This window comes from Streptomyces sp. NPDC047886 (genome assembly GCF_043204435.1).
Classification (GTDB): domain Bacteria; phylum Actinomycetota; class Actinomycetes; order Streptomycetales; family Streptomycetaceae; genus Streptomyces.
The window spans coordinates 1,243,278-1,261,867 of the sequence record NZ_JBIDCF010000002.1 but is presented as its reverse complement, the minus strand read 5'-3'; the positions used below and the strand labels follow the sequence as shown (position 1 = coordinate 1,261,867).

The window sequence follows — 18,590 nt, the reverse complement described above, 5'->3', positions numbered from 1 at the left end:
GCGGAGCGCTTCGGCGGCCCCGAGCGCCCGGCGTGTGCGCGCGGCCGTGCAGGACGGCGGCTGGAGGGCGGTGCGCGGTGTGGTCGCCGGCGTGACCTGGCGGCACGTGGTCCGGCGGGTTCGTGGAGCGGAGGCGGTCTTGCGCGGGCCCCACCGCCGTCCCAAGGTGGGGGAGGTATTCGGCCACGAGGGGAGCGGGCTGTGTGGGCTTTCACGGACGACACCGGACGGGACCTACAGACGGAGCGGCGACCGGAGCGGGTGATCGCGTACGCGCGTGCCGGAGCCGCCCTGCACGACCTGGGCATACGACCCGTCGCCGTCTACGGCTCCGGCCACGACGGTGACGTCGTCGACCCGGCCAAGGCGGGCACCCTGCCCGAGGCCGGTGTGACGTATCTCGGCCCCGGCGCCGCGCTCGGCGAGGACGCGCTGCGCTCCCTGCGGCCGGATCTGATCGTCGACGTCACGTACGACGGGAAGAGTGTGTACGCCGTGGACGGCGCTCTGGCGCAGCGGCTCGGCGTGCCGGTGGCGGCCCTGGCGGTCGCGGGCGCCCCGCTCACCGCGATCCTGCGGCGCTTCGCCGACCTGGCCGCTACGCTGCGGCCCTCGACACCCGGCCCGTCGGGCGGGTCCGGGCCGTCCGACGGGCCCGACGGGCACCCGGGGGACCCCGGGGACGACGGTGCCCGCGCGGTGGCCGCCGCCGAGCGGGCCGTACGCGCCGCGGTCGATGGCCCCGGGCCGCTGCGGGTCCTCGCGCTCTCGGCGGCGGGCCCCGACCAGGTGCACCTGGCCCGGCCGGAGGCGTGGCCGGAGCTGCGCCACCTCGCGGAGCTGGGCGTCGGGCTGGTCGACCCGGGGCCGGGCGGCGCGAGCTGGGTCACCACCGACTGGGCGGCGGCCGCCCGGCTGCGCCCGGACCTGATCCTGCTGGACGGCCGCGCGAACGCGGTGCCGCGCGACGTCCTGGAGACCTACCCGCGGTGGCGGTCGCTGGCGCCCGACGCGGGTGTGGAGCCGTGGAGCCCCGAGACCCCGCCGAGCGCCACCGCCCACGGACGTTTCTTCAGGGACGTGGCGGCGGCGCTGGAGCACCTGCGCGCCAAGCGCTGACACGCCCCGGGCCCCGGAACCACCGGGGCCCGCAGCTCCGGGTCACACCAACTCGGAGAAACCTGGGCCTCGTTCACCTCGCTGTGATCTCCTATGAGCCTCCGTCCCTCCCCGGCGCGTTCGCCGGGGAGGCTGGTTCGACGGAGTCGTCGCGCGAGTGATGGAGGAGCGCCATGAGCGACCGGATCGTCCGTACCGTCGAAGTGCCCCTAAGCGACACCGGGGCCGACAGTGACGCCGACGGCGGAGGCGACATCGTCCGGGTGCAGATCCGGGAGGTCGACGACTCCCTGGTGCGGGTCGGCCGGGGCGGTGACAGGGCCGTCGCCAGGGCCGAGCGCTCGCTGGGGCAGATGCTGGACACCGTACGGCCGGTGGCCGACAGCTTCGTCGGGCGGTTCCGGGGGCTCGCGAACGCACCGGACGAGATCACCCTGGAGTTCGGGGTGTCCCTGTCGGCGGGCGCGGACGTCGTCATCGCCAGCACCGCCACCGAGGCCAACTTCTCCGTCACGCTCACGTGGAACCGGAACGACGCGGGAGCCCCACCCGCGCCGGATCCGCAGGCCGGCTGATCCGCCCACCCTGATCCGCAGGTCGGCTGATCCGCCCGCCCCGAGCCGATCCGCCCGCCTCCGAGCCGCAGGTCGGCTGATCCAGCCGCGATCACCGCCATCACCGCGATCACCGCCATCACCGCCATCACCGCGATCACCGTGACGCCGGGGTCCGGCAGCGGCCGCCCGGTGCCTGCGGTCGGCGGCGACGGTCCCGGGGACGGGCTGCGGAACGCGGTTCCGTGCCCCCCATGCCCCGCCGGACGTTCCTGCCGTCCCGGTCCTCCCTGCCGTCCCGGTCCTCCCTGCCGTCCCGGTCGTCCTGGCACGTCCCGGTCGTCCTGGCACGTCCCGGTCGTCCTGGCACGTCCCGGTCGTCCTGGCACGTCCCGGGCCTCCCCGCCGTCCCGGCTGGCGTCCGGCGTCCGGCGTCCGGCGTTCGCGCCGACTCCGGGGCGGGCTACGGCCAGACCAGGCAGTACGGCTGGTGGCCGGCCTCGTGGAGGCGGACCGAGAAGTCCTGCCACTCGTGCAGCAGCTGGTACACGTTGAAGGCGTCGCGCGGGCCGCCCCGGTCCGGGACCGTCGACCATATGAAGGCCGCAGCGCCGACGGACTCCTCGCCGATGCCCCGCAGGGGGTCGACGACCGTCATCGGCAGCTTCACCACCGCGTAGTCGGGGTGGAGCACCACCAGCTCCAGCGGCGGCACCTTGTGCAGGGGCATGCCCTGGATGCCGGTCAGCACCATCGCCGCTATCGTTTCCGGCTTGATCTTGGTGAACATGCCGCCCATGCCGAGTTCGTCGCCGCCCAGCTCCTCCGGCCGCATCGAGATCGGTACCCGTGCGGCCGTGGCGCCGTTGGGCGCGCCGAAGTATTTGTAGGTCACCCCCAACCGGCCACCACCGCTCCCCAGGGGTGTGTCCCCCATTGGTTCGTTCCGCTCGCGCCGGTGCCTCCCCCGCCGGGCAGGCTCGGGACCCAGGTCGTCGGTCCCCTCGCCCAGTCCGCCACCGCGATGCATATCTCCACCCGACTGGTTTTTAGGCAACACAGCCCCCGCCGCGCAACCCGATCATCGTGTCAGTGACCTCCCCCACGAACGTACGGTGAAACACCTGTCCGCGAGAACGTCCGGGCCTCTGACACCATGGTTTCTGTGAGCTTTCCCTATGACGCCCCAGTTTCGCAGACGCGGAGGTACTGACGCCCCGCAGTAAACAAGGTCGTGAAGAAGGAATCAGAAGGCTCGACCGCCAGGAGCCTGGCGTCGCCGCCGGTGATCGCCCTGTCGCCCGGCGTCGCCCGCCCGTCCCATCGTTCTCGCAGGTCAGGACCAAAGTGCCGTATTCATACGAAGCCCCAGTCTCACAGACGCTTTTCGACCGCGCGTCCCTTGTGACGCCCGGCGGCGTGAACTCTCCCGTCCGGGCGTTCCGAGCCGTGGGCGGTACGCCCCGGTTCATGGTGTCCGGTACCGGTCCGTACCTCACGGACGCCGATGGGCGGGAATATGTCGATCTCGTGTGCTCCTGGGGGCCGATGATCCTCGGGCACGCGCACCCCGAGGTGATCGCCGCGGTCCAGGAGGCGGTGGCGCGGGGTACGTCGTTCGGTACACCGGGTGAGGGCGAGGTCGCGCTCGCCGAGGAGATCGTGGCCCGGGTCGCCCCCGTCGAGCAGGTCCGGCTGGTCTCCAGCGGCACCGAGGCGACGATGTCGGCGATCCGGCTGGCCCGCGGCTTCACCGGCCGCGCCAAGGTGATCAAGTTCGCCGGCTGCTACCACGGCCACGTGGACGCGCTGCTGGCCGCGGCGGGCTCGGGCGTGGCGACCTTCGGGCTGCCCGACACGCCGGGCGTCACGGGTGCGCAGGCGGGCGACACGATCGTCCTGCCGTACAACGACCTGGAGGCGGTGCACGAGGCGTTCCACACGCACCCCGGTGAGATCGCCTGTGTGATCACGGAGGCGTCGCCCGGCAACATGGGCGTCGTGCCGCCGCGTCCCGGATTCAACGCGGGGCTGAAGGACGCCTGCGCGAAGAACGGCGCGCTCTACATCTCCGACGAGGTCATGACCGGTTTCCGTACGTCGAAGGCCGGCTGGTACGGCATCGACGGCGTCACGCCCGACCTGATGACGTTCGGCAAGGTCATGGGCGGCGGCTTCCCGGCGGCGGCGTTCGGCGGCCGCGCCGACGTCATGGCGCACCTCGCCCCGGCCGGCCCGGTCTACCAGGCCGGCACGCTGTCGGGTAACCCCGTCGCCACCGCCGCTGGCCTGGCGCAGCTGCGGCTGCTGGACGACGCCGCGTACGAGAAGGTCGACGCCGTGTCGCGGGAGATCCAGGGGCTGGTGACCGAGGCGCTGGGCAAGGAGGGCGTGGCGCACCGGCTGCAGACCGCGTCGAACATGTTCTCCGTCTTCTTCGCGGAGCGCGAGGTCGTCGACTACGAGGACGCCAAGAAGCAGGAGTCGTTCCGGTTCACCGCGTTCTTCCACTCGATGCTCGCGCACGGCGTCTACCTGCCGCCGTCCGCCTTCGAGTCGTGGTTCGTGTCCACGGCCCACGACGAGCGCGCCGTGGAGCGGATCGCCGCCGCGCTGCCGGCCGCGGCCCGCGCGGCCGCCGAGGCCACCGCGGAGGGCGCCGCATGAGCGGGGAGCGGGACGTCACCGTCGTCCATGTGATGCGGCACGGTGAGGTGCACAACCCGGACGGCGTGCTGTACGGGCGTCGCGCCGGCTACCACCTGTCCGAGCTCGGGCGGCAGATGGCCGACCGGGTCGCCGAGCACCTGGCCGGGCGGGACGTCGCGTACGTGGTGGCGTCCCCGCTGGAGCGGGCCCAGGAGACGGCCGCGCCGATCGCCAAGGCGCACGGCCTGGACCTCGCGACCGACGCGCGGCTGATCGAGGCGGCCAACGTCTTCGAGGGCAAGACCTTCGGCGTGGGCGACGGCGCGCTGCGCAAGCCGGGCAACTGGCGGCACCTGACCAATCCGTTCCGGCCCTCGTGGGGCGAGCCGTACCTCGACCAGGTCGTACGGATGATGGGCGCGCTGGACGCGGCGCGGGACGCCGCCCGGGGGCACGAGGCGGTGTGCGTCAGCCACCAGCTGCCGATCTGGATCGTGCGCAGCTACGTCGAGCGGCGCAGGCTGTGGCACGACCCGAGGCGCCGCCAGTGCACGCTGGCGTCGCTCACGTCGTTCACCTACCACGGCGACCGGATCGTGTCGGTCGGCTACAGCGAGCCCGCCCGGGACCTCGTGCCGGCGCATCTGCTCGCCGGTGCCAAGCCGGTGAAGGGAAAGTCGAAGGCATTCGGCGCGTAGCGCCGGACGAGAGGTGCCGCAAGTGGCCGAACGGCATCAGGCTCGTCAACGTCTCGTCACATTGGTAATGGTGTGTTAATCCCCGGAACCCTCGCGTTCCGCCGCGCATCTCAGGGTGTGCCGGTTCGGACATTTGTCCGGCAGACGCCAGCGCGGATGGGGAAGATATGCGCCAGATCAGCAGAAGGACGTTGCTGGGGGCGGGAGTTGGGGCCGCGGCCGGGATGGGAATCGCCGGCTGTGGCCTCATCGACCGTGCGGGCGACGGGGGACGGGACGGGCGGAAACCCGGTAAGGATCAAGGAAAGGACGGCCAGGGAAAGCCGTCGCCCGGAGCCAATCCCGGCCGGCCGATAGGCGACGGTTCCACGGCCGACACCGGAAAGCAGCCGAACCAGCCCCGCAAGCCCGTCCCGCTCGAACCCGGTCAGACCCCGCCCCAGTTCGTGATCTTCTCCTGGGACGGCGCGGGCGAGGTCGGCAACGGCCTCTTCCCGCGCTTTCTGGAACTCGCCAGGAACCACGGGGCGGCCATGACCTTCTTCCTCTCCGGGATCTATCTGCTCCCGGAGTCGAAGAAGACGCTCTACCGCCCGCCGAACAACCGCGTCGGCGCGTCCGACATCGGCTATCTCACCGACGACCACATCAAGGACACGCTGAAATCCGTCCGCCAGGCGTGGCTCGACGGTCATGAGATAGGCACCCACTTCAACGGCCACTTCTGCGCCGGCTCCGGATCGGTCGGGAACTGGACATCGGCCGAGTGGCGGAACGAGATCGACCAGGCGGTGAAGTTCGTCACCGAGTGGAAGACCAACAGCGGCTGGACGGAGCTCGACCCGCTGCCCTTCGACTACCGCAGGGAACTCATCGGCGGCCGCACCCCGTGCCTGCTCGGCCAGGACAACCTGCTGCCCACCGCCAAGCAGCTCGGCTGGCGCTACGACGCCTCCTCGCCCGGAGGCCGCCAGCGGTGGCCCGACAAGCGCCGGGACATCTGGGACCTGCCGCTCCAGGCCGTACCGTTCCCCGGGCACTCGTTCGAGGTCCTCTCGATGGACTACAACATGCTCGCCAACCAGTCGAAGAATTCGACGCAGGGCGTGCCGTCGCGCTATCCGGGCTGGAAGAAGCAGGCGACCGAGGCGTATCTCGCCGGGTTCCGCCGCGCGTACGAGACGAATCGCGCGCCCTTCTTCATCGGCAACCACTTCGAACAGTGGAACGGCGGTATCTACATGGACGCCGTCGAGGAGGCGCTCAAGGGAATGGCCGGCGAGAAGGACGTACGGCTGGTGTCATTCCGGCAGTTCGTGGACTGGCTCGACGTCCAGGATCCGGCGATCCTCGCCAAGCTGCGCACGCTCGACGTCGGACAATCGCCGGCCGGTGGGTGGAACACCTTCCTGAAAGCCGCGTAGGGCGCGCGGCGGGCCGGGGGTTCCGGGCAGTACCCGGACCCACCGGGTTCCGGGTACTGCCGGGCTGCCGGGCTGCCCGAGGAGCATGCCCGCCGCAAGCAGGCTTAGGCGAGCTTGACAAGGGGCTTTACGGGCACTCAGGGGGGCGCCCAAGATCCGCGAATCGCCCATGCGAAACTTTTCACATGAGCCTTAGCCCTGCCCCCCGAGGACTCCTGCTCGGCGCCGCCGCGCTCGCGGCGGCGCTGACGCTGACCGCGTGCAGCGGCGACTCCACCGGCAAGTCCGGTGGTGGCGGCGGCACCAACTTCGTCACCGACACGGGTGGCATCTCGACCGTCGCCAAGGGCAGCCGCACGGCGCCCGGCACGCTGGAGGGCGAAACCCTCCAGGGCGGGCGGCTCGACGTGGCCGACCTCAAGGGCAAGGTCGTCGTGCTGAACCTCTGGGGCTCGTGGTGCACACCGTGCCGCACCGAGGCGAAGCACTTCGTGAAGGTCGCCGGGGAGCTGAAGCCCAAGGGCGTGGAGTTCATCGGCATCAACACCCGGGACTTCAACAAGCAGCCGGCGCTGACGTTCGAGGAGGACCACGGGATCACGTACCCGAGCCTCTACGACCCGGCCGGCAAGCTCATCCTCAACGGATTCCCCAAGGGCACCCTCAACCCGCAGGCCATCCCGACCACCATCGTCCTCGACCGCGACGGCAAGATCGCCGCCCGGGCGCTCATGGCGCTCAACGAGGACAAGCTCCGCTCGATGATCGAGCCGGTCCTGGCCGAGGCGGCCGGGACCACCGCCGGGAAGACGGCCGCGAAGACGGCCGGGACCACCGCGGGACAGACCGCGGACAAGGCCGCCGACAAGGCCGCGGAGAAGTAGTCGATGAACCAGACGGTCTTCAGCGGGGCGCTCCTGCTGGCCCTGCCCATCGCCGTGCTCGGAGGCCTGGTCTCCTTCTTCTCGCCCTGCGTGCTGCCGCTGGTCCCCGGCTACCTCTCGTACGTGACCGGTGTCACCGGCACCGACCTCGCCGAGGCCAGGCGGGGGCGGATGGCCGCCGGGGCCGTCCTGTTCGTCCTCGGCTTCTCCGCCGTGTTCGTCTCGGGCGGCGCCCTGTTCGGCTACTTCGGCTGGACGCTCCAGGCGTACCGCGAGCCCCTCACGATCGTCCTCGGCATCCTGTTGATCCTCATGGGGGTCCTCTTCATGGGCCTCATGCCGTGGTTCACCCAGCGCGAGTTCCGCTTCCACCTGCGCCCCGCTTCGGGCCTCGCCGGCGCTCCCTTGCTGGGCGCCCTGTTCGGCATCGGCTGGGCCCCGTGCATCGGGCCCACGCTGGCGGCCGTCCAGGCGCTCGCCGCGAACGAGGCCAGCGCCGGGCGCGGCGCGCTGCTGACCGTCGCGTACTGCCTCGGCCTCGGCGTGCCGTTCGTGATCGCGGCGGTCGCCTTCCGCAAGGCGCTCGGCACGTTCGGCTGGGTCAAGCGGCACTATGCGTGGGTGATGCGGATCGGCGGCGTCATGATGATCGGGACCGGTCTGCTCATGCTCACAGGTGTGTGGGACATCCTCGTGCAGGAGATGCAGGGCTGGTCCGAAGGCTTCCAGGTGGGGATCTGAGTTCGATGAGCAACACCGAGACGAGCACCGAGACGAGCACCGAGACGAGCGCGGAGACGAGCGCGGAGACGAGCACCGAGACCGCGACCGGTGCCGACACGACCGCCGCCGCCGACGCCGCGACCGTAGCCGACACTGACGCGACCGCGACCGCGACCGCAGCCGACGCCGACGACGCCGCCGCCGACCCCGACGCGGCCGACGCTGCGAGGAGCGAGCGGGAACTCGGCGCCGCCGGGTCGCAGCTCTCCACCGCCCCGGTCGCCGATGACGGCGCCATCGGCGGTCCCGCCCTGGGTGTCATCGGCTGGGTGCGCTGGTTCTGGCGGCAGCTGACCTCGATGCGGGTCGCGCTGCTGCTGCTGTTCCTGCTGTCGCTCGCGTCCGTCCCGGGCTCCCTGATCCCGCAGAACAACGTGGACGAGACGAAGGTCAACGCCTTCAAGGAAGCCCACGAGACGCTCGCGCCGATCTACGACAGGCTCCAGCTCTTCGACGTCTACAGCTCGGTGTGGTTCTCGGCCGTCTACATCCTGCTGTTCGTCTCCCTCATCGGCTGCATCGTCCCGCGCACCTGGCAGTTCGCCGGGCAGCTGCGGGGCCGTCCGCCGGGCGCGCCCAAACGGCTGACCCGGCTGCCCGCGTACGCCACCTGGCGCACCGATGCCACCCCCGGTGAGGTGCGCGACGCGGCCCTCGCGCTGCTGAGGCGGCGCGGCTTCCGCGCCCATGCCGCCGGTGACGCCGTCGCCGCCGAGAAGGGCTACCTGCGCGAGGTCGGCAACCTCCTCTTCCACATCGCCCTGATCGTGATGCTGGTGGCGTTCGCGTGGGGCCAGCTGTTCAAGTCCGAGGGCGGCAAGCTGGTCATCGAGGGCGACGGCTTCGCCAACACGCTCACGCAGTACGACGACTTCTCGTCCGGCTCCCTGTTCTCCACGGAGGAGCTGGTGCCGTTCGGTTTCACCCTGAACCAGTTCCGGGGCACGTACGAGACCAGCGGACCGCAGCGCGGCACGCCCCGCACGTTCGAGGCCCGCGTCACGTACGCGAAGGCCGGCGGCGCCGACAAGGACGCCGTCATCGAGGTGAACAAGCCGCTGGAGATCGACGGCGCGAAGGTCTACCTGATCGCCCACGGCTACGCCCCGGTCGTCACCGTCAAGGACGGCAAGGGCAAGGTCGTCTACCAGGGGGCCGTGCCGCTCCTGCCGATCGACAACAACGTCACCTCCAGCGGTGTCATCAAGGTGATGGACGGCTACCGCGACAAGAACGGCGAGAAGCGGCAGCTCGGCTTCCCCGCGTTCTTCGTCCCGACGTACGCGGGCAAGGGCCAGGGCGAGATGTTCTCGCAGTTCCCGGGGCTGGTGTTCCCGGCGCTCAACCTGAGCGCCTACCACGGCGACCTGCGCGTCGACAGCGGTCTGCCGCAGAACGTGTACCAGCTGGACACCAGCAAGATGGAGCCGTTCAAGGACGCCGACGGCGACATCTTCAAGAAGACCCTGCTGCCCGGCGAGACCATGACGCTCCCCGACGGGGCCGGCTCGATCACCTTCGAGAAGGAGATCAAGGAATGGGCCAGCTTCCAGATCTCGCAGCAGCCCGGCAACGGCCTCGCCCTCGCGGGTGCGGTCGGCGCGATCGCCGGACTCGTCGGCTCCCTGTTCATTCAGCGGCGCCGCGTCTGGGTCAGGGCCGTCGAGGGTGAGGACGGCGTGACCGTCCTGGAGATGGCCGGGCTGGGGCGGAGCGAGTCCGCGAAGCTGCCCGAGGAGCTGGCCGACCTGGCCGCCGCGCTCCACACCGTGGCGCCGACGGCGCCCGAACCCGATGCCGACGCCGCCGGTACCGACGCCGCAGCCGGTGTCACGTCCGACGACGCTGTGTCCGACGACGTCGACGACGTCGTGTCCGACGACGCCGTTCCTGCCGAAGGGGCTGAGAAGTGAGTCTCGCCGCCGCCACCAACGAAAACCTGGCGCACATCAGCAACGTCCTCGTCTATTCGGCGATGGCCGTCTACACGCTGGCCTTCCTCGCGCACATCGCCGAATGGACGCTCGGCAGCCGCAGCAAGGTCGGCCGTACCGCCGCCGCGCTGACCGGTGGCGCCGCCACGGCGTCCGGCGCCGCCGGTGGCGCGCCGGCCGTCCGCACCCGGACGGCCGGGGGGAGCGCCGGGACGGCCGTCCTGGACAAGCCGCGGGTGGTCACGCGGGCCGGCGCCGGGGCGCGGGACGTGCCGGACGGGCCCGGCGCGGCCGGCGGCGACGAGAAGGGCGACCTGTACGGGCGTATCGCCATCTCGCTGACCACGCTGGCGTTCCTCGTGGAGGCGGCCGCCGTCGTCTCCCGCGCGCTGTCGGTGCAGCGGGCCCCCTGGGGCAACATGTACGAGTTCTCGCTGACCTTCTCGACCGTGGCGGTCGGCGCGTACCTGGCCTTCCTCTTCGCGGGCAGGAACGTCCGCTGGATGGGCCTGGCCCTGGTCACCACCGTCCTGCTCGACCTGGGCGTGGCCACGACCTGGCTCTACACCGAGAGCGACCAGCTGGTCCCCGCCCTGGACTCGTACTGGCTGTGGATCCACGTCTCCACCGCCATCTTCTGCGGTGCCGTGTTCTACCTCGGCGCGGTCGGCACCCTGCTGTACCTGTTCCGCGACGCGTACGAGAACAAGCTCGCGTCCGGCGGGAAGCCCGGCGCCTTCGCCCGTTCCGTCCTGGAGCGGCTGCCGGCCGCCGCGAGCCTCGACAAGTTCGCGTACCGCGTCAACGCGGCCGTCTTCCCGCTGTGGACGTTCACGATCATCGCGGGTGCCATCTGGGCCGGCGACGCCTGGGGCCGCTACTGGAACTGGGACGCCAAGGAGGTCTGGTCGTTCATCACCTGGGTCGCCTACGCCGCGTACCTGCACGCGCGCGCCACGGCGGGCTGGAAGGGCCGCAAGGCCGCGTACATCGCGCTGATCGCGTTCGCGTGCTGGCTCTTCAACTACTACGGCGTGAACCTCTTCGTGAACAGCCTGCACTCCTACGCCGGCGTGTGACGCGGGGCGCTCCGGGGTCGCTCTGAGGTAGCGGAGCGGGTCCGGGCGCGCGACGCTGGAGGCATGGACACCGCCGACCCCGTGGTGGTCCCCGGTACCAGCGAGAGCCACGGCGACACGCACGTCCTGCGGTTCGTGGTGCGGCTGCCGCACCCCGAGGAGCGGGTGTGGCCCGCCGTCGCCTCCCGGGACGGGCTGCCGCGCTGGCTCGCCGCCGTCGACGTGTTCGAGCCCCGGCTCGGCGGAGCGGTGGCGCTGCGCTGGCTGACCGATCCGAAGACCGCCGTCACCGGGACGGTCACCGCCTGGGACGTGGAGCGCGTCGCCGAGTACACGCTCGCTCTGCACGGGCGCGTCCGGTTCCATCTGGAGCCGGGCGGCCCCGGCGCCACCGTGGTGCGGTTCACCAACGAGGTACGGGGCTCCGACGCGCTGCGGCTGGACTGCCTCGCGGGCTGGCACGACCACTTCGGTCTGCTCGCCGACGCGCTGGACGGGCGGCCGGCCGACTGGTCGCGGTGGACGCCCGACCACTGGCGGGAGCTGCGCGAGCGGTACGCGGCGGCGGACGCCGACGAGCGGGCCCGTACGGGCACCTCCGGAACCTAGGAGCGGCGCGGCGGCAGGCAGTCGCCCGCCGGCGGCTTCCCCTCGGGCCAGGCGATCTGTACGAACCTCGGGGCGTTGCCCGTCAGCTCCACCACCGGGACCGCCTTGTTGTACGGGTTGCCGTAGTTGTCCAGGCAGATCCAGCCGCCCGCCCCCGCCACCTTCAGCGAGCCCTTGACCTGCGGCCACTGCTTGACGACGTCCGCCGCCGGAGGGAGCCGGCTGCCGCGCGGTGTCGCCTCCCGGATCGCGTGCACGGCCAGCGCCATCGCGTCGTACGCGACGATCGCCTGCCCGTCGGTGAGCTCCACCGGGCCGATCGGCCCCGCGGGCTTCGTGGCGAGCGTGTCCAGGGTCCGCACGAACGCGTCGTACGCCGCCGTCGACCCGCCCGTCGCCGGGGTGGGCCTGCCCGCCACCGCCCGCCACGCGTCGGGGTGGGCGAGCGCCGCGTACCGTACGGTCAGCCCGGCGCCCAGCACGGACCGGTCGAGCTGCTTGTCGGCGCCCAGGTAGGAGCCCTCGTCGCCGGTGAGCACGGTGAACTTCCGGTCGGTGCAGCCGCGCCGCCCCAGCGCGTTGACGAACTGCCGCAGCTGGGTGTGGCGTCCGGCGAAGTACAGCGTGTCGGCGCGTGTGTCGCAGATGAGATGGGTGATCTGCCGGAACGTGTTGGCCGTGGTGCCCTCGGCGTTGGGGTCCTCCGGGGACGTGAACAGCTGCGCTTCGTAAGGGGACTTGACCAGGAGGGTCGAGAAGGCGGTCTTCAGGGTGTCGGTGTAGTGGTCGCCGGTGCGGGTGTCGTGGACGAGGAGCGCCCTGCCCGCGTCGACCGTGCCGAAGCGGGCCAGGGCCCGTGCCTCGTCGCTGTTGGTGGGCGCGACCCTGGCGAGGCCGGGGAACCGGTTGTGGCCGGGGCCCGGCCCGTTGGCGATGTCGTCGGCGGTGATCGTGGTGCCGACGACCGCGATGCCCGCGCCGGTCAGCTCGCTCACCGCGTCGCGTACGAGGGCGTTGCTGGTGCCGATGCCGGACACGGCGCGCAGCTGGTGCGGGGCGCCCCGCATCGTCTTCAGCCGGTCCACCGCCACCCGCCAGTGGACGTGGCCCTTGCCGCTGTTGGCGAGCAGCAGCCGGATCTGCGGCGTCTCGTTGTTGTCGCGGTTGGCGGCGTACTGCTGCGCGAACGCGCCCTGCAGCTCGTGCAGCACCTTCTCGCGCAGCCCGGGGTCGGTCGAGGTGAGCGGCAGCAGCAGCGCCACCGTCGCATACCGGCCCTCGCGCAGCGAGGCGTTCTCGCGGCCGATCGCGGCGGCGACGCTGGTGAGCGCGGGCACCCCGAAGTCGTAGCCGTTCCCGTCGACGGCGACGCCGACGCACTCCCGGCTGCCGACGGGCCGCTCGACGCCGGGGACGCAGCCGCGGTCCTCGGGCGTGGTGATCCGGTCGACGGCGACGACGGTGCCCCAGATCAGCAGGGCCAGCACCACCGTACTCGTGACGATCTTCTGCCGGGTCGTGTAGAAGACGCGGTAGCGCAGCGGGTTCCGCATACCTGCTCCGTCGGGTCCTGTGGGGCGAGTGGGTTCGTCGGGCGTGGGTGGCATGGGTCGTCAGGCTCCGTTCCCGCGCCCCGGCGACGACAGGGCCCGCCAGGCACGGATGTCCCTGGGCCAGTGGGTGGCCGCGTCCCACAGCGCGCTGTTCCCGGTCAGGTGCAGCCCCGACAGCTGGCGCAGCTCGTGCGCGAGCTTCTCGACGACGTCGTCGTCCGGCAGCGCCAGCGGATCGGTGACCAGCCATACGGCGTGCAGCAGCCGCCGCACCCGCAGGTGCAGCGCCGCCCCCTCCGGGTCCAGGCCGTCCGGCAGCGGCCCGCCCGGGTCCTGCCCGAGGGCCACCGCCCGGCGGGGATCCGGCCCCGGGTGGTGGAGTTCACGCGGGTACGGGGCGGACGCGATGAACCGCAGCCGCTCCAGCCAGCCCCGCACGTCCGCGTCCGGGAACGTCTCCCGCAGCCGTGCCACGGCGCCCTCGCTCTGCCCGAGCGCCAGCTCCTGACGCAGCCGGAACGGGTTCGGGTCGGGCCCGTAGTGGCGGTGCAGCGTCTCGTGGACGGCCCGCCACGCCGCGTACGCCGGGGCGTCCGCGTCATGGAACCGCAGCCGGTGCAGCAGCAGCGCCCGCAGCAGCGGGTCCCCGACGAACTGCCCCCGACCGCCGTCGCCGCCGCCGTCGCCCCAGCCGTCCGCCCGCAGCGCGTCCCGCACCCGCAGGGCCACGTCACCCTCGGCGTGTGCGCCGCGCAGCCGGGTGCGGGCCAGCGCCCGGGCCGACGGCTCGTCGTGCGCGGCGGCCAGCACGGCCGCCTCGTCCGGGCGCAGGTCCGGCAGGAGTTCGGCCAGCAGCGCGTCGGCGACCGGTACGGCGGGCGCGTCCTCCCGCAGCTCCACGGTCAGGTCCAGCAGGGCGCCCGGCGTGAGCGTGGACCGCGTCCCGGCGGACGCCTCGCCCGTGGCACGTCCCAGCAGCGCCACGCCCAGGGGGCGGCCTCCGGTCAGCCGGTGGACGCCGTTCGGCAGTTCGGCGGGGGCGCGGCCCGCCGGGTCGTACCGGTCGAACACGCTCCGCGTCTGCGCGGCGCTCAGCGGTGTCAGCTCCACCGCGAGGATCCCGGAGGTGATGTCGGGGCCGCGTGGGCACGGCGCCCGGTGGCCGACCTCCGGCAGCCGCAGCCGGGTGGCGCGGCGCATGCCCTCGTGGTCGCGGTGCCTGGACGAGGCGATGATCACCACCTGGTCCCGTCGGCCGTCGTTCCGTTCCCGCAGGACCGGCTCGATCAGCCGCCGCCCGAGCGGCAGGTGGGCGTTGTCCAGCAGGACGACGGGGCGGCCCCTGCGGGTGCCGCGCCGGGCGAGGCCCACATAGGCGCGCCGCAGGTCCTCCACCAGCGCCCCGACCAGGAAGCCCTCCGCGTCGGCGCGGCGGCGGCCGCCCTGGGAGAAGTCCACGGCGAGCTGGTGGAGGCCGATCTTGCCGTTGCCCCCGCCGTTGCGGTACGCCCCGTACCACGCCTCCGACCTGCGCTGATATCGGCCGAACACCTCTTCGAGCACGGTTTCCACGGTCGCTTCGGCGAGGAGACCCGCGAGGGGTGTCGTGGTCTCGGCGGCGGTCGACGCGAGCTTGGCGAGGACCTTGGTGACCCAGGTGCCCGCCGCGCCCTTCGTCTCGTCGACGGTCGACAGGACGGGGCCGAGGCGCTGGAGGTCGCGGCGGGCCCGCTCGTCGTCCTCGCGGGACCAGCTGATGCTGGCGACGGCGGCCAGACCGAGGGACAGCCGGGGGAACTCCACCGGCTTCGCCGCCAGCACGCGCGGCGAGAGCTGCACGGCCAGCTCGGCGAGCGCCCCGGTCACCTGGTTCCAGCCGGGGCCGTGGTCGACCGGCGCCTCGATGTGGGCGCAGTCGAGGAGGGCGAGCGGGGTGCCGCCCCGGTAGGCGTTGCGGATCTGCTTGAGCAGGGCCGTCTTGCCCATGCCGCGCCCGCCGACGAAGACGGTGACGGGCGGGTCGTCGCCGTGCTCGTACTCGACACGGGAGAAGCCGTACGGGGCGAGGCCGGTCAGCCGGGACACCAGACCCGCCGGATCGAGGACCGCCTCACGGCCGTACAGGTCTCTGTCCACACGCCACCCCCGAAGCGTCAGCGTCACAAGACGTGTCCTGTCACACTTTCAAGTGAAGGATAGCTGCGCGGAGTTGGGATATCGCGGAGAGTTCTCGAACCGATACCCGAAGCGTCATCCCGTAGGGGAAAGGGCGGATCCGGCCGTCACGGGCGCGGGTCGCACGGGTCGTACGGACCGCGCGGGTCGTACGGGTCGCGGCTACGCGGGGTCCGTGGCGATCGCGTCGAGCTGCTCGCGCAGATACGCGTGCGAGTCGATGCCCCGTACGGTCGTGCCGGGGTCGCACTCGTAGAAGTACACCAGCGACATCAGCTCCTCCGACGGCACGTCGGCCGGAGGCGGCAGCACCCGGTGGCGGCCCGACCGCCACCGTCCGTCCGTCCACCGTGCCATCAGGTCGCCGATGTTGACCGTGAGCGCGTCCGGGTCGTACGGGGCGTCCGCCCACCCGTCCCGGTCGGTGAACACCTGGAGCCCGCCCCGGCCGGCCTGCCGGTCCAGGACGGTGATCGTGCCGTAGTCGGTGTGCGGGCCGATCCGGAACTGGCCGGGCGCCGGGACACCCGTACGGTCCCGCCCCGGGTACCAGTTGATGTTGAACCCCCAGGTGGGGTGGGCGGTGTGCCGGGTGAAGAAGTCCTCGCCCTCGCCCAGCGCCGCGCCCAGCAGCCGCAGCAGCTCGTCGGAGAGCGCCCGCATCCGTACGAGATACGCCTCCACCAGCGGTCGCAGCTCCGGCACCTCGGCGGGCCAGGTGTTCGGCAGGAACCACTCCGCGTCCACGACCGGGTTGCCGGTCGGTTCGTCCGCCGCGAACGACAGCGACTCCTTCAGGTCCGGGGGAGTGAGCGAGCCCTCCGCGTAGCCGTTGGCCTCCCGGCCGGGGCCGAGCCAGCCACGCCCGCCGACCCGCACCGCGTACGGTTCCTTGACGGCGGGCGGCAGCAGGAAGAACGCCCGCGCGGTCCTGCGGATGGCCGCCCCCAGCCCCGGGTCCACGCCATGACCGGTGACCAGCAGGAACCCCGCGCCGCGCAGCGCCCGGTCGACGGCCGTGGCGAGAGTGGCGCGGGCGGCGGGGTCGCCGGAGCGCCAGGGCCGCAGGTCGACGGTGGGGATGCGGTGCGTACGCATGCCTCAACTGTCGCCGCGCGCCCGGTACGGGGCAACAGCGCGCGGCGGCCGGCGGAGCGGCCATCGGCACCTCCGATGGGCCCATCGGCAGGACGCCCCACCAGCGCGTGGACCGGCCGGCACCGCCGTTCGTAGCGTCGTCGCCATGAGAACCCACACCACGGGCCCGGCCGTCACGGGCACCGCAGCCACGGCCCCGGCCGCCACCGGAAGCACCACCGGAACCGGAGCCGCCACCGGAACCGGAGCCGCCACGGGAGCCGCCGGCGGAACCGGAGCCGCAGGCACCGGCGCCGCGCCGCGCGGGTCCGAAACCCGCGGCACCCTCGAACTGGCCGCGGCGATGGCGCTGTCCGGCACCATCGGGGTCTTCGTCGTCGAGTCGGGGGCGTCCCCCTTCAACGTCGTGCTCTTCCGCTGCCTCTTCGGCGCCCTCGCGCTCGCCGCCTACTGCCTCGCCCGCGGGTACTTCACCGACCACGGCCTCACCGCGAGGAAGCTGGCACTCGCCGCGCTCGGCGGGGTGCTCATCGTCTTCAACTGGGTGCTCTTCTTCGAGGCGTACGAGCGGACCTCGATCTCACTGGCCACGGTCGTCTACCACACCCAGCCGTTCTACGTGGTGCTGCTCGGCGCGCTGTTCCTCCGGGAGCGGCTCACCGCGGGCAAGCTCGGCTGGCTGGTCGTCGCGTTCGCCGGGCTCGTGCTCGTCTCCGGCGTACGGCCGGGTGACACCGGCTCCCTGGTGGGGATCGGCCTGGCACTGCTCGCCGCGCTCCTGTACGCCGCCTCCACCATCGTCACCAAGCGCGTCACCGGTGTCCGGCCGCACCTCGTGGCCCTCGTACAGGTGCTGGTGGGCATCCCGCTGCTGCTGCCGTTCCTGGACGGCGGCGAGGCGGCCGGGCTGGGGGCCGGCTGGGCGTGGCTCGCCGGGCTCGGGCTCGTCCACACCGGGCTGATGTACGTCCTGATGTACTCCGCTTACCAGAAGCTGCCCACCGCGAAGATCGCGGTGCTGGCGTTCATCTACCCGGCGGTCGCCATGGTCGCCGACTGGGCCGTGTACGGGCACCACATCGGCCTCGTCCAGGCCCTGGGCGCACCCCTGATCGTGCTGGCCGGGCTGAAGGTCACCCTGCGGTCTGCTCCCGCACGAGCCGCCGCGCCTGCTCCACGAACAGCCGCGCATGGCCGGGAAGCCGCTTCCCGCGCCGCCACGCGAGCTGGGTGAACAGCGTGAACCCGGGCTCCCACGCCAGCGCCGCCAGGGTCCCGGCGGCGAGCTCACGGGCGACGGCGACCCGGGGCAGCAGGGCGATGCCGAGGCCGCTCGCCACCGCGCTCTTGGCGGCCTCGATCGTGCCGCACTCCATGAACGGGGGCGGCGCCCCCGTCAGCCGGCACAGCTCCTCCTCGAAGAGGTCCCGGTAGCGGCAGCCCGGCTCGGTGCCCACCAGCTGCACCGCCGCCAGGTCGCCGGTCGCCACCGCCGCCCGCCCGGCCAGCGGGTGGCCGGGCGCCGCGACCAGGGTGAGCGGCTCGGCGGTGAGGACCTCCGTCTCCAGGTCCGGGTGCTCGGTCCGCTCCTCCAGCAGGAAGCCGATGTCGAACAGGCCACGCCGCAGCGCCTGCCGGGTCTCGTCGCCCAGCGTCGGGCGCAGCGACAGCCGCACCCTCGGATAGCGGTGGTGGAACAGCTCCAGCAGCGCGGGCAGCCGGTAGGAGGTGACCGACTCCACCGTGCCGACGGTGAGCGTCCCCTCGGGCTCCCCGGCGCCCGCGACCGCCGCCCGCGCCTCGTCGGCGAGCTCGATGATCTGACGGGCGTACGGCAGCAGCCGCTCACCCGCCTCGGTCAGCCGGATACGGCTGCCCAGCCGGTCGAACAGCTCGGTGCCGAGCGAGGACTCAAGCGACCGGATCTGGGCGGTCACACTGGACTGGGCGTACTTGAGTTCCGCGGCGGCCTGGGTGAAGCCGAGCACCTCGGCGACCTTCACGAAGGTCACCAGGAGACGCAGCTCCACG

General features: G+C 72.4%; 15 protein-coding genes and 1 pseudogene. 11 read left to right on the top strand and 5 right to left on the bottom strand.

Annotated features, from left to right (window positions below; genetic code table 11):
• Positions 1-201 precede the first annotated feature (201 nt).
• Positions 202-1,119, top strand: coding sequence for an ABC transporter substrate-binding protein (locus ACGF5U_RS11395; protein WP_392716170.1), 918 nt, complete (start codon positions 202-204; stop codon positions 1,117-1,119).
• 173 nt (positions 1,120-1,292) lie between these two features.
• The gene (locus ACGF5U_RS11390; protein WP_392716168.1) at positions 1,293-1,694 is read left to right on the top strand and encodes a CU044_2847 family protein; all 402 of its coding nucleotides are present in this window, start codon (positions 1,293-1,295) and stop codon (positions 1,692-1,694) included.
• Between the two features lie 442 nt (positions 1,695-2,136).
• Here the strand turns inward: ACGF5U_RS11390 and ACGF5U_RS11385 are convergent, their stop codons facing one another.
• Positions 2,137-2,703 carry a hypothetical protein gene (locus tag ACGF5U_RS11385; RefSeq protein WP_392716166.1) on the bottom strand — a complete coding sequence of 189 codons (567 nt, stop codon included), beginning with the start codon at positions 2,701-2,703 and terminating at the stop codon, positions 2,137-2,139.
• A gap of 317 nt (positions 2,704-3,020) precedes the next feature.
• Between ACGF5U_RS11385 and hemL the strand changes: the two genes are divergently transcribed.
• The 8 genes and pseudogenes from hemL (at position 3,021) to ACGF5U_RS11345 (ending at position 11,733) form a co-directional block, all read left to right on the top strand.
• Positions 3,021-4,340, top strand: coding sequence for a glutamate-1-semialdehyde 2,1-aminomutase (gene hemL, locus ACGF5U_RS11380; RefSeq protein ID WP_392716164.1), 1,320 nt, complete (start codon positions 3,021-3,023; stop codon positions 4,338-4,340).
• Positions 4,337-5,020: a histidine phosphatase family protein gene (locus ACGF5U_RS11375; protein WP_392716162.1), complete on the top strand. Its 684-nt coding sequence runs from the start codon at positions 4,337-4,339 to the stop codon at positions 5,018-5,020. The genes hemL and ACGF5U_RS11375 overlap by 4 nt, the downstream gene beginning before the upstream one ends.
• A gap of 167 nt (positions 5,021-5,187) precedes the next feature.
• Complete coding sequence (locus tag ACGF5U_RS11370) at positions 5,188-6,444, top strand: hypothetical protein (RefSeq protein WP_392716160.1); 1,257 nt, start codon at positions 5,188-5,190, stop codon at positions 6,442-6,444.
• 185 nt (positions 6,445-6,629) lie between these two features.
• Positions 6,630-7,229, top strand: a pseudogene (locus ACGF5U_RS11365) (TlpA family protein disulfide reductase); the annotation flags it as partial.
• A gap of 102 nt (positions 7,230-7,331) precedes the next feature.
• Complete coding sequence (locus ACGF5U_RS11360) at positions 7,332-8,069, top strand: cytochrome c biogenesis CcdA family protein (protein ID WP_392716158.1); 738 nt, start codon at positions 7,332-7,334, stop codon at positions 8,067-8,069.
• A 5-nt stretch (positions 8,070-8,074) separates the two neighbouring features.
• Positions 8,075-10,024 carry a cytochrome c biogenesis protein ResB gene (locus ACGF5U_RS11355; RefSeq protein WP_392716156.1) on the top strand — a complete coding sequence of 650 codons (1,950 nt, stop codon included), beginning with the start codon at positions 8,075-8,077 and terminating at the stop codon, positions 10,022-10,024.
• A complete protein-coding gene (gene ccsB, locus ACGF5U_RS11350; protein WP_392716154.1) occupies positions 10,021-11,124 on the top strand; it encodes a c-type cytochrome biogenesis protein CcsB in 1,104 nt (367 codons plus the stop codon). The genes ACGF5U_RS11355 and ccsB overlap by 4 nt, the downstream gene beginning before the upstream one ends.
• Before the next feature lie 63 nt (positions 11,125-11,187).
• Positions 11,188-11,733 (top strand): SRPBCC family protein, encoded by a 546-nt coding sequence (locus ACGF5U_RS11345; RefSeq protein ID WP_392716152.1) that lies wholly within the window; start codon positions 11,188-11,190, stop codon positions 11,731-11,733.
• Here ACGF5U_RS11345 and ACGF5U_RS11340 read toward each other — a convergent pair.
• The 3 genes from ACGF5U_RS11340 to ACGF5U_RS11330 all read right to left on the bottom strand — a co-directional run bounded on the left by ACGF5U_RS11340 (position 11,730) and on the right by ACGF5U_RS11330 (position 16,559).
• Complete coding sequence (locus ACGF5U_RS11340) at positions 11,730-13,286, bottom strand: hypothetical protein (protein WP_392716150.1); 1,557 nt, start codon at positions 13,284-13,286, stop codon at positions 11,730-11,732. The two genes, ACGF5U_RS11345 and ACGF5U_RS11340, sit on opposite strands and share 4 nt — an antisense overlap.
• Positions 13,287-13,346: 60 nt before the next feature.
• Positions 13,347-15,422 (bottom strand): hypothetical protein, encoded by a 2,076-nt coding sequence (locus ACGF5U_RS11335; RefSeq protein WP_392716148.1) that lies wholly within the window; start codon positions 15,420-15,422, stop codon positions 13,347-13,349.
• A gap of 201 nt (positions 15,423-15,623) precedes the next feature.
• Positions 15,624-16,559 (bottom strand): isopenicillin N synthase family dioxygenase, encoded by a 936-nt coding sequence (locus ACGF5U_RS11330; RefSeq protein WP_392716146.1) that lies wholly within the window; start codon positions 16,557-16,559, stop codon positions 15,624-15,626.
• A 145-nt stretch (positions 16,560-16,704) separates the two neighbouring features.
• Between ACGF5U_RS11330 and ACGF5U_RS11325 the strand changes: the two genes are divergently transcribed.
• Positions 16,705-17,793 carry a DMT family transporter gene (locus ACGF5U_RS11325; RefSeq protein ID WP_392716143.1) on the top strand — a complete coding sequence of 363 codons (1,089 nt, stop codon included), beginning with the start codon at positions 16,705-16,707 and terminating at the stop codon, positions 17,791-17,793.
• Here the strand turns inward: ACGF5U_RS11325 and ACGF5U_RS11320 are convergent.
• The gene (locus ACGF5U_RS11320; RefSeq protein WP_392716141.1) at positions 17,693-18,589 is read right to left on the bottom strand and encodes a LysR family transcriptional regulator; all 897 of its coding nucleotides are present in this window, start codon (positions 18,587-18,589) and stop codon (positions 17,693-17,695) included. The two genes, ACGF5U_RS11325 and ACGF5U_RS11320, sit on opposite strands and share 101 nt — an antisense overlap.
• Position 18,590 lies beyond the last annotated feature (1 nt).

Coding starts and splice junctions, on each gene's coding strand:
- ACGF5U_RS11390 (WP_392716168.1), top strand. CDS start 1,293: ATGAGCGACCGGATCGTCCGTACCGTCGAAGTGCCCCTAAGCGACACC.
- ACGF5U_RS11385 (WP_392716166.1), bottom strand. CDS start 2,703: ATGCATCGCGGTGGCGGACTGGGCGAGGGGACCGACGACCTGGGTCCC.
- ACGF5U_RS11375 (WP_392716162.1), top strand. CDS start 4,337: ATGAGCGGGGAGCGGGACGTCACCGTCGTCCATGTGATGCGGCACGGT.
- ACGF5U_RS11370 (WP_392716160.1), top strand. CDS start 5,188: ATGCGCCAGATCAGCAGAAGGACGTTGCTGGGGGCGGGAGTTGGGGCC.
- ACGF5U_RS11360 (WP_392716158.1), top strand. CDS start 7,332: ATGAACCAGACGGTCTTCAGCGGGGCGCTCCTGCTGGCCCTGCCCATC.
- ACGF5U_RS11355 (WP_392716156.1), top strand. CDS start 8,075: ATGAGCAACACCGAGACGAGCACCGAGACGAGCACCGAGACGAGCGCG.
- ACGF5U_RS11345 (WP_392716152.1), top strand. CDS start 11,188: ATGGACACCGCCGACCCCGTGGTGGTCCCCGGTACCAGCGAGAGCCAC.
- ACGF5U_RS11340 (WP_392716150.1), bottom strand. CDS start 13,286: ATGCGGAACCCGCTGCGCTACCGCGTCTTCTACACGACCCGGCAGAAG.
- ACGF5U_RS11330 (WP_392716146.1), bottom strand. CDS start 16,559: ATGCGTACGCACCGCATCCCCACCGTCGACCTGCGGCCCTGGCGCTCC.
- ACGF5U_RS11325 (WP_392716143.1), top strand. CDS start 16,705: ATGAGAACCCACACCACGGGCCCGGCCGTCACGGGCACCGCAGCCACG.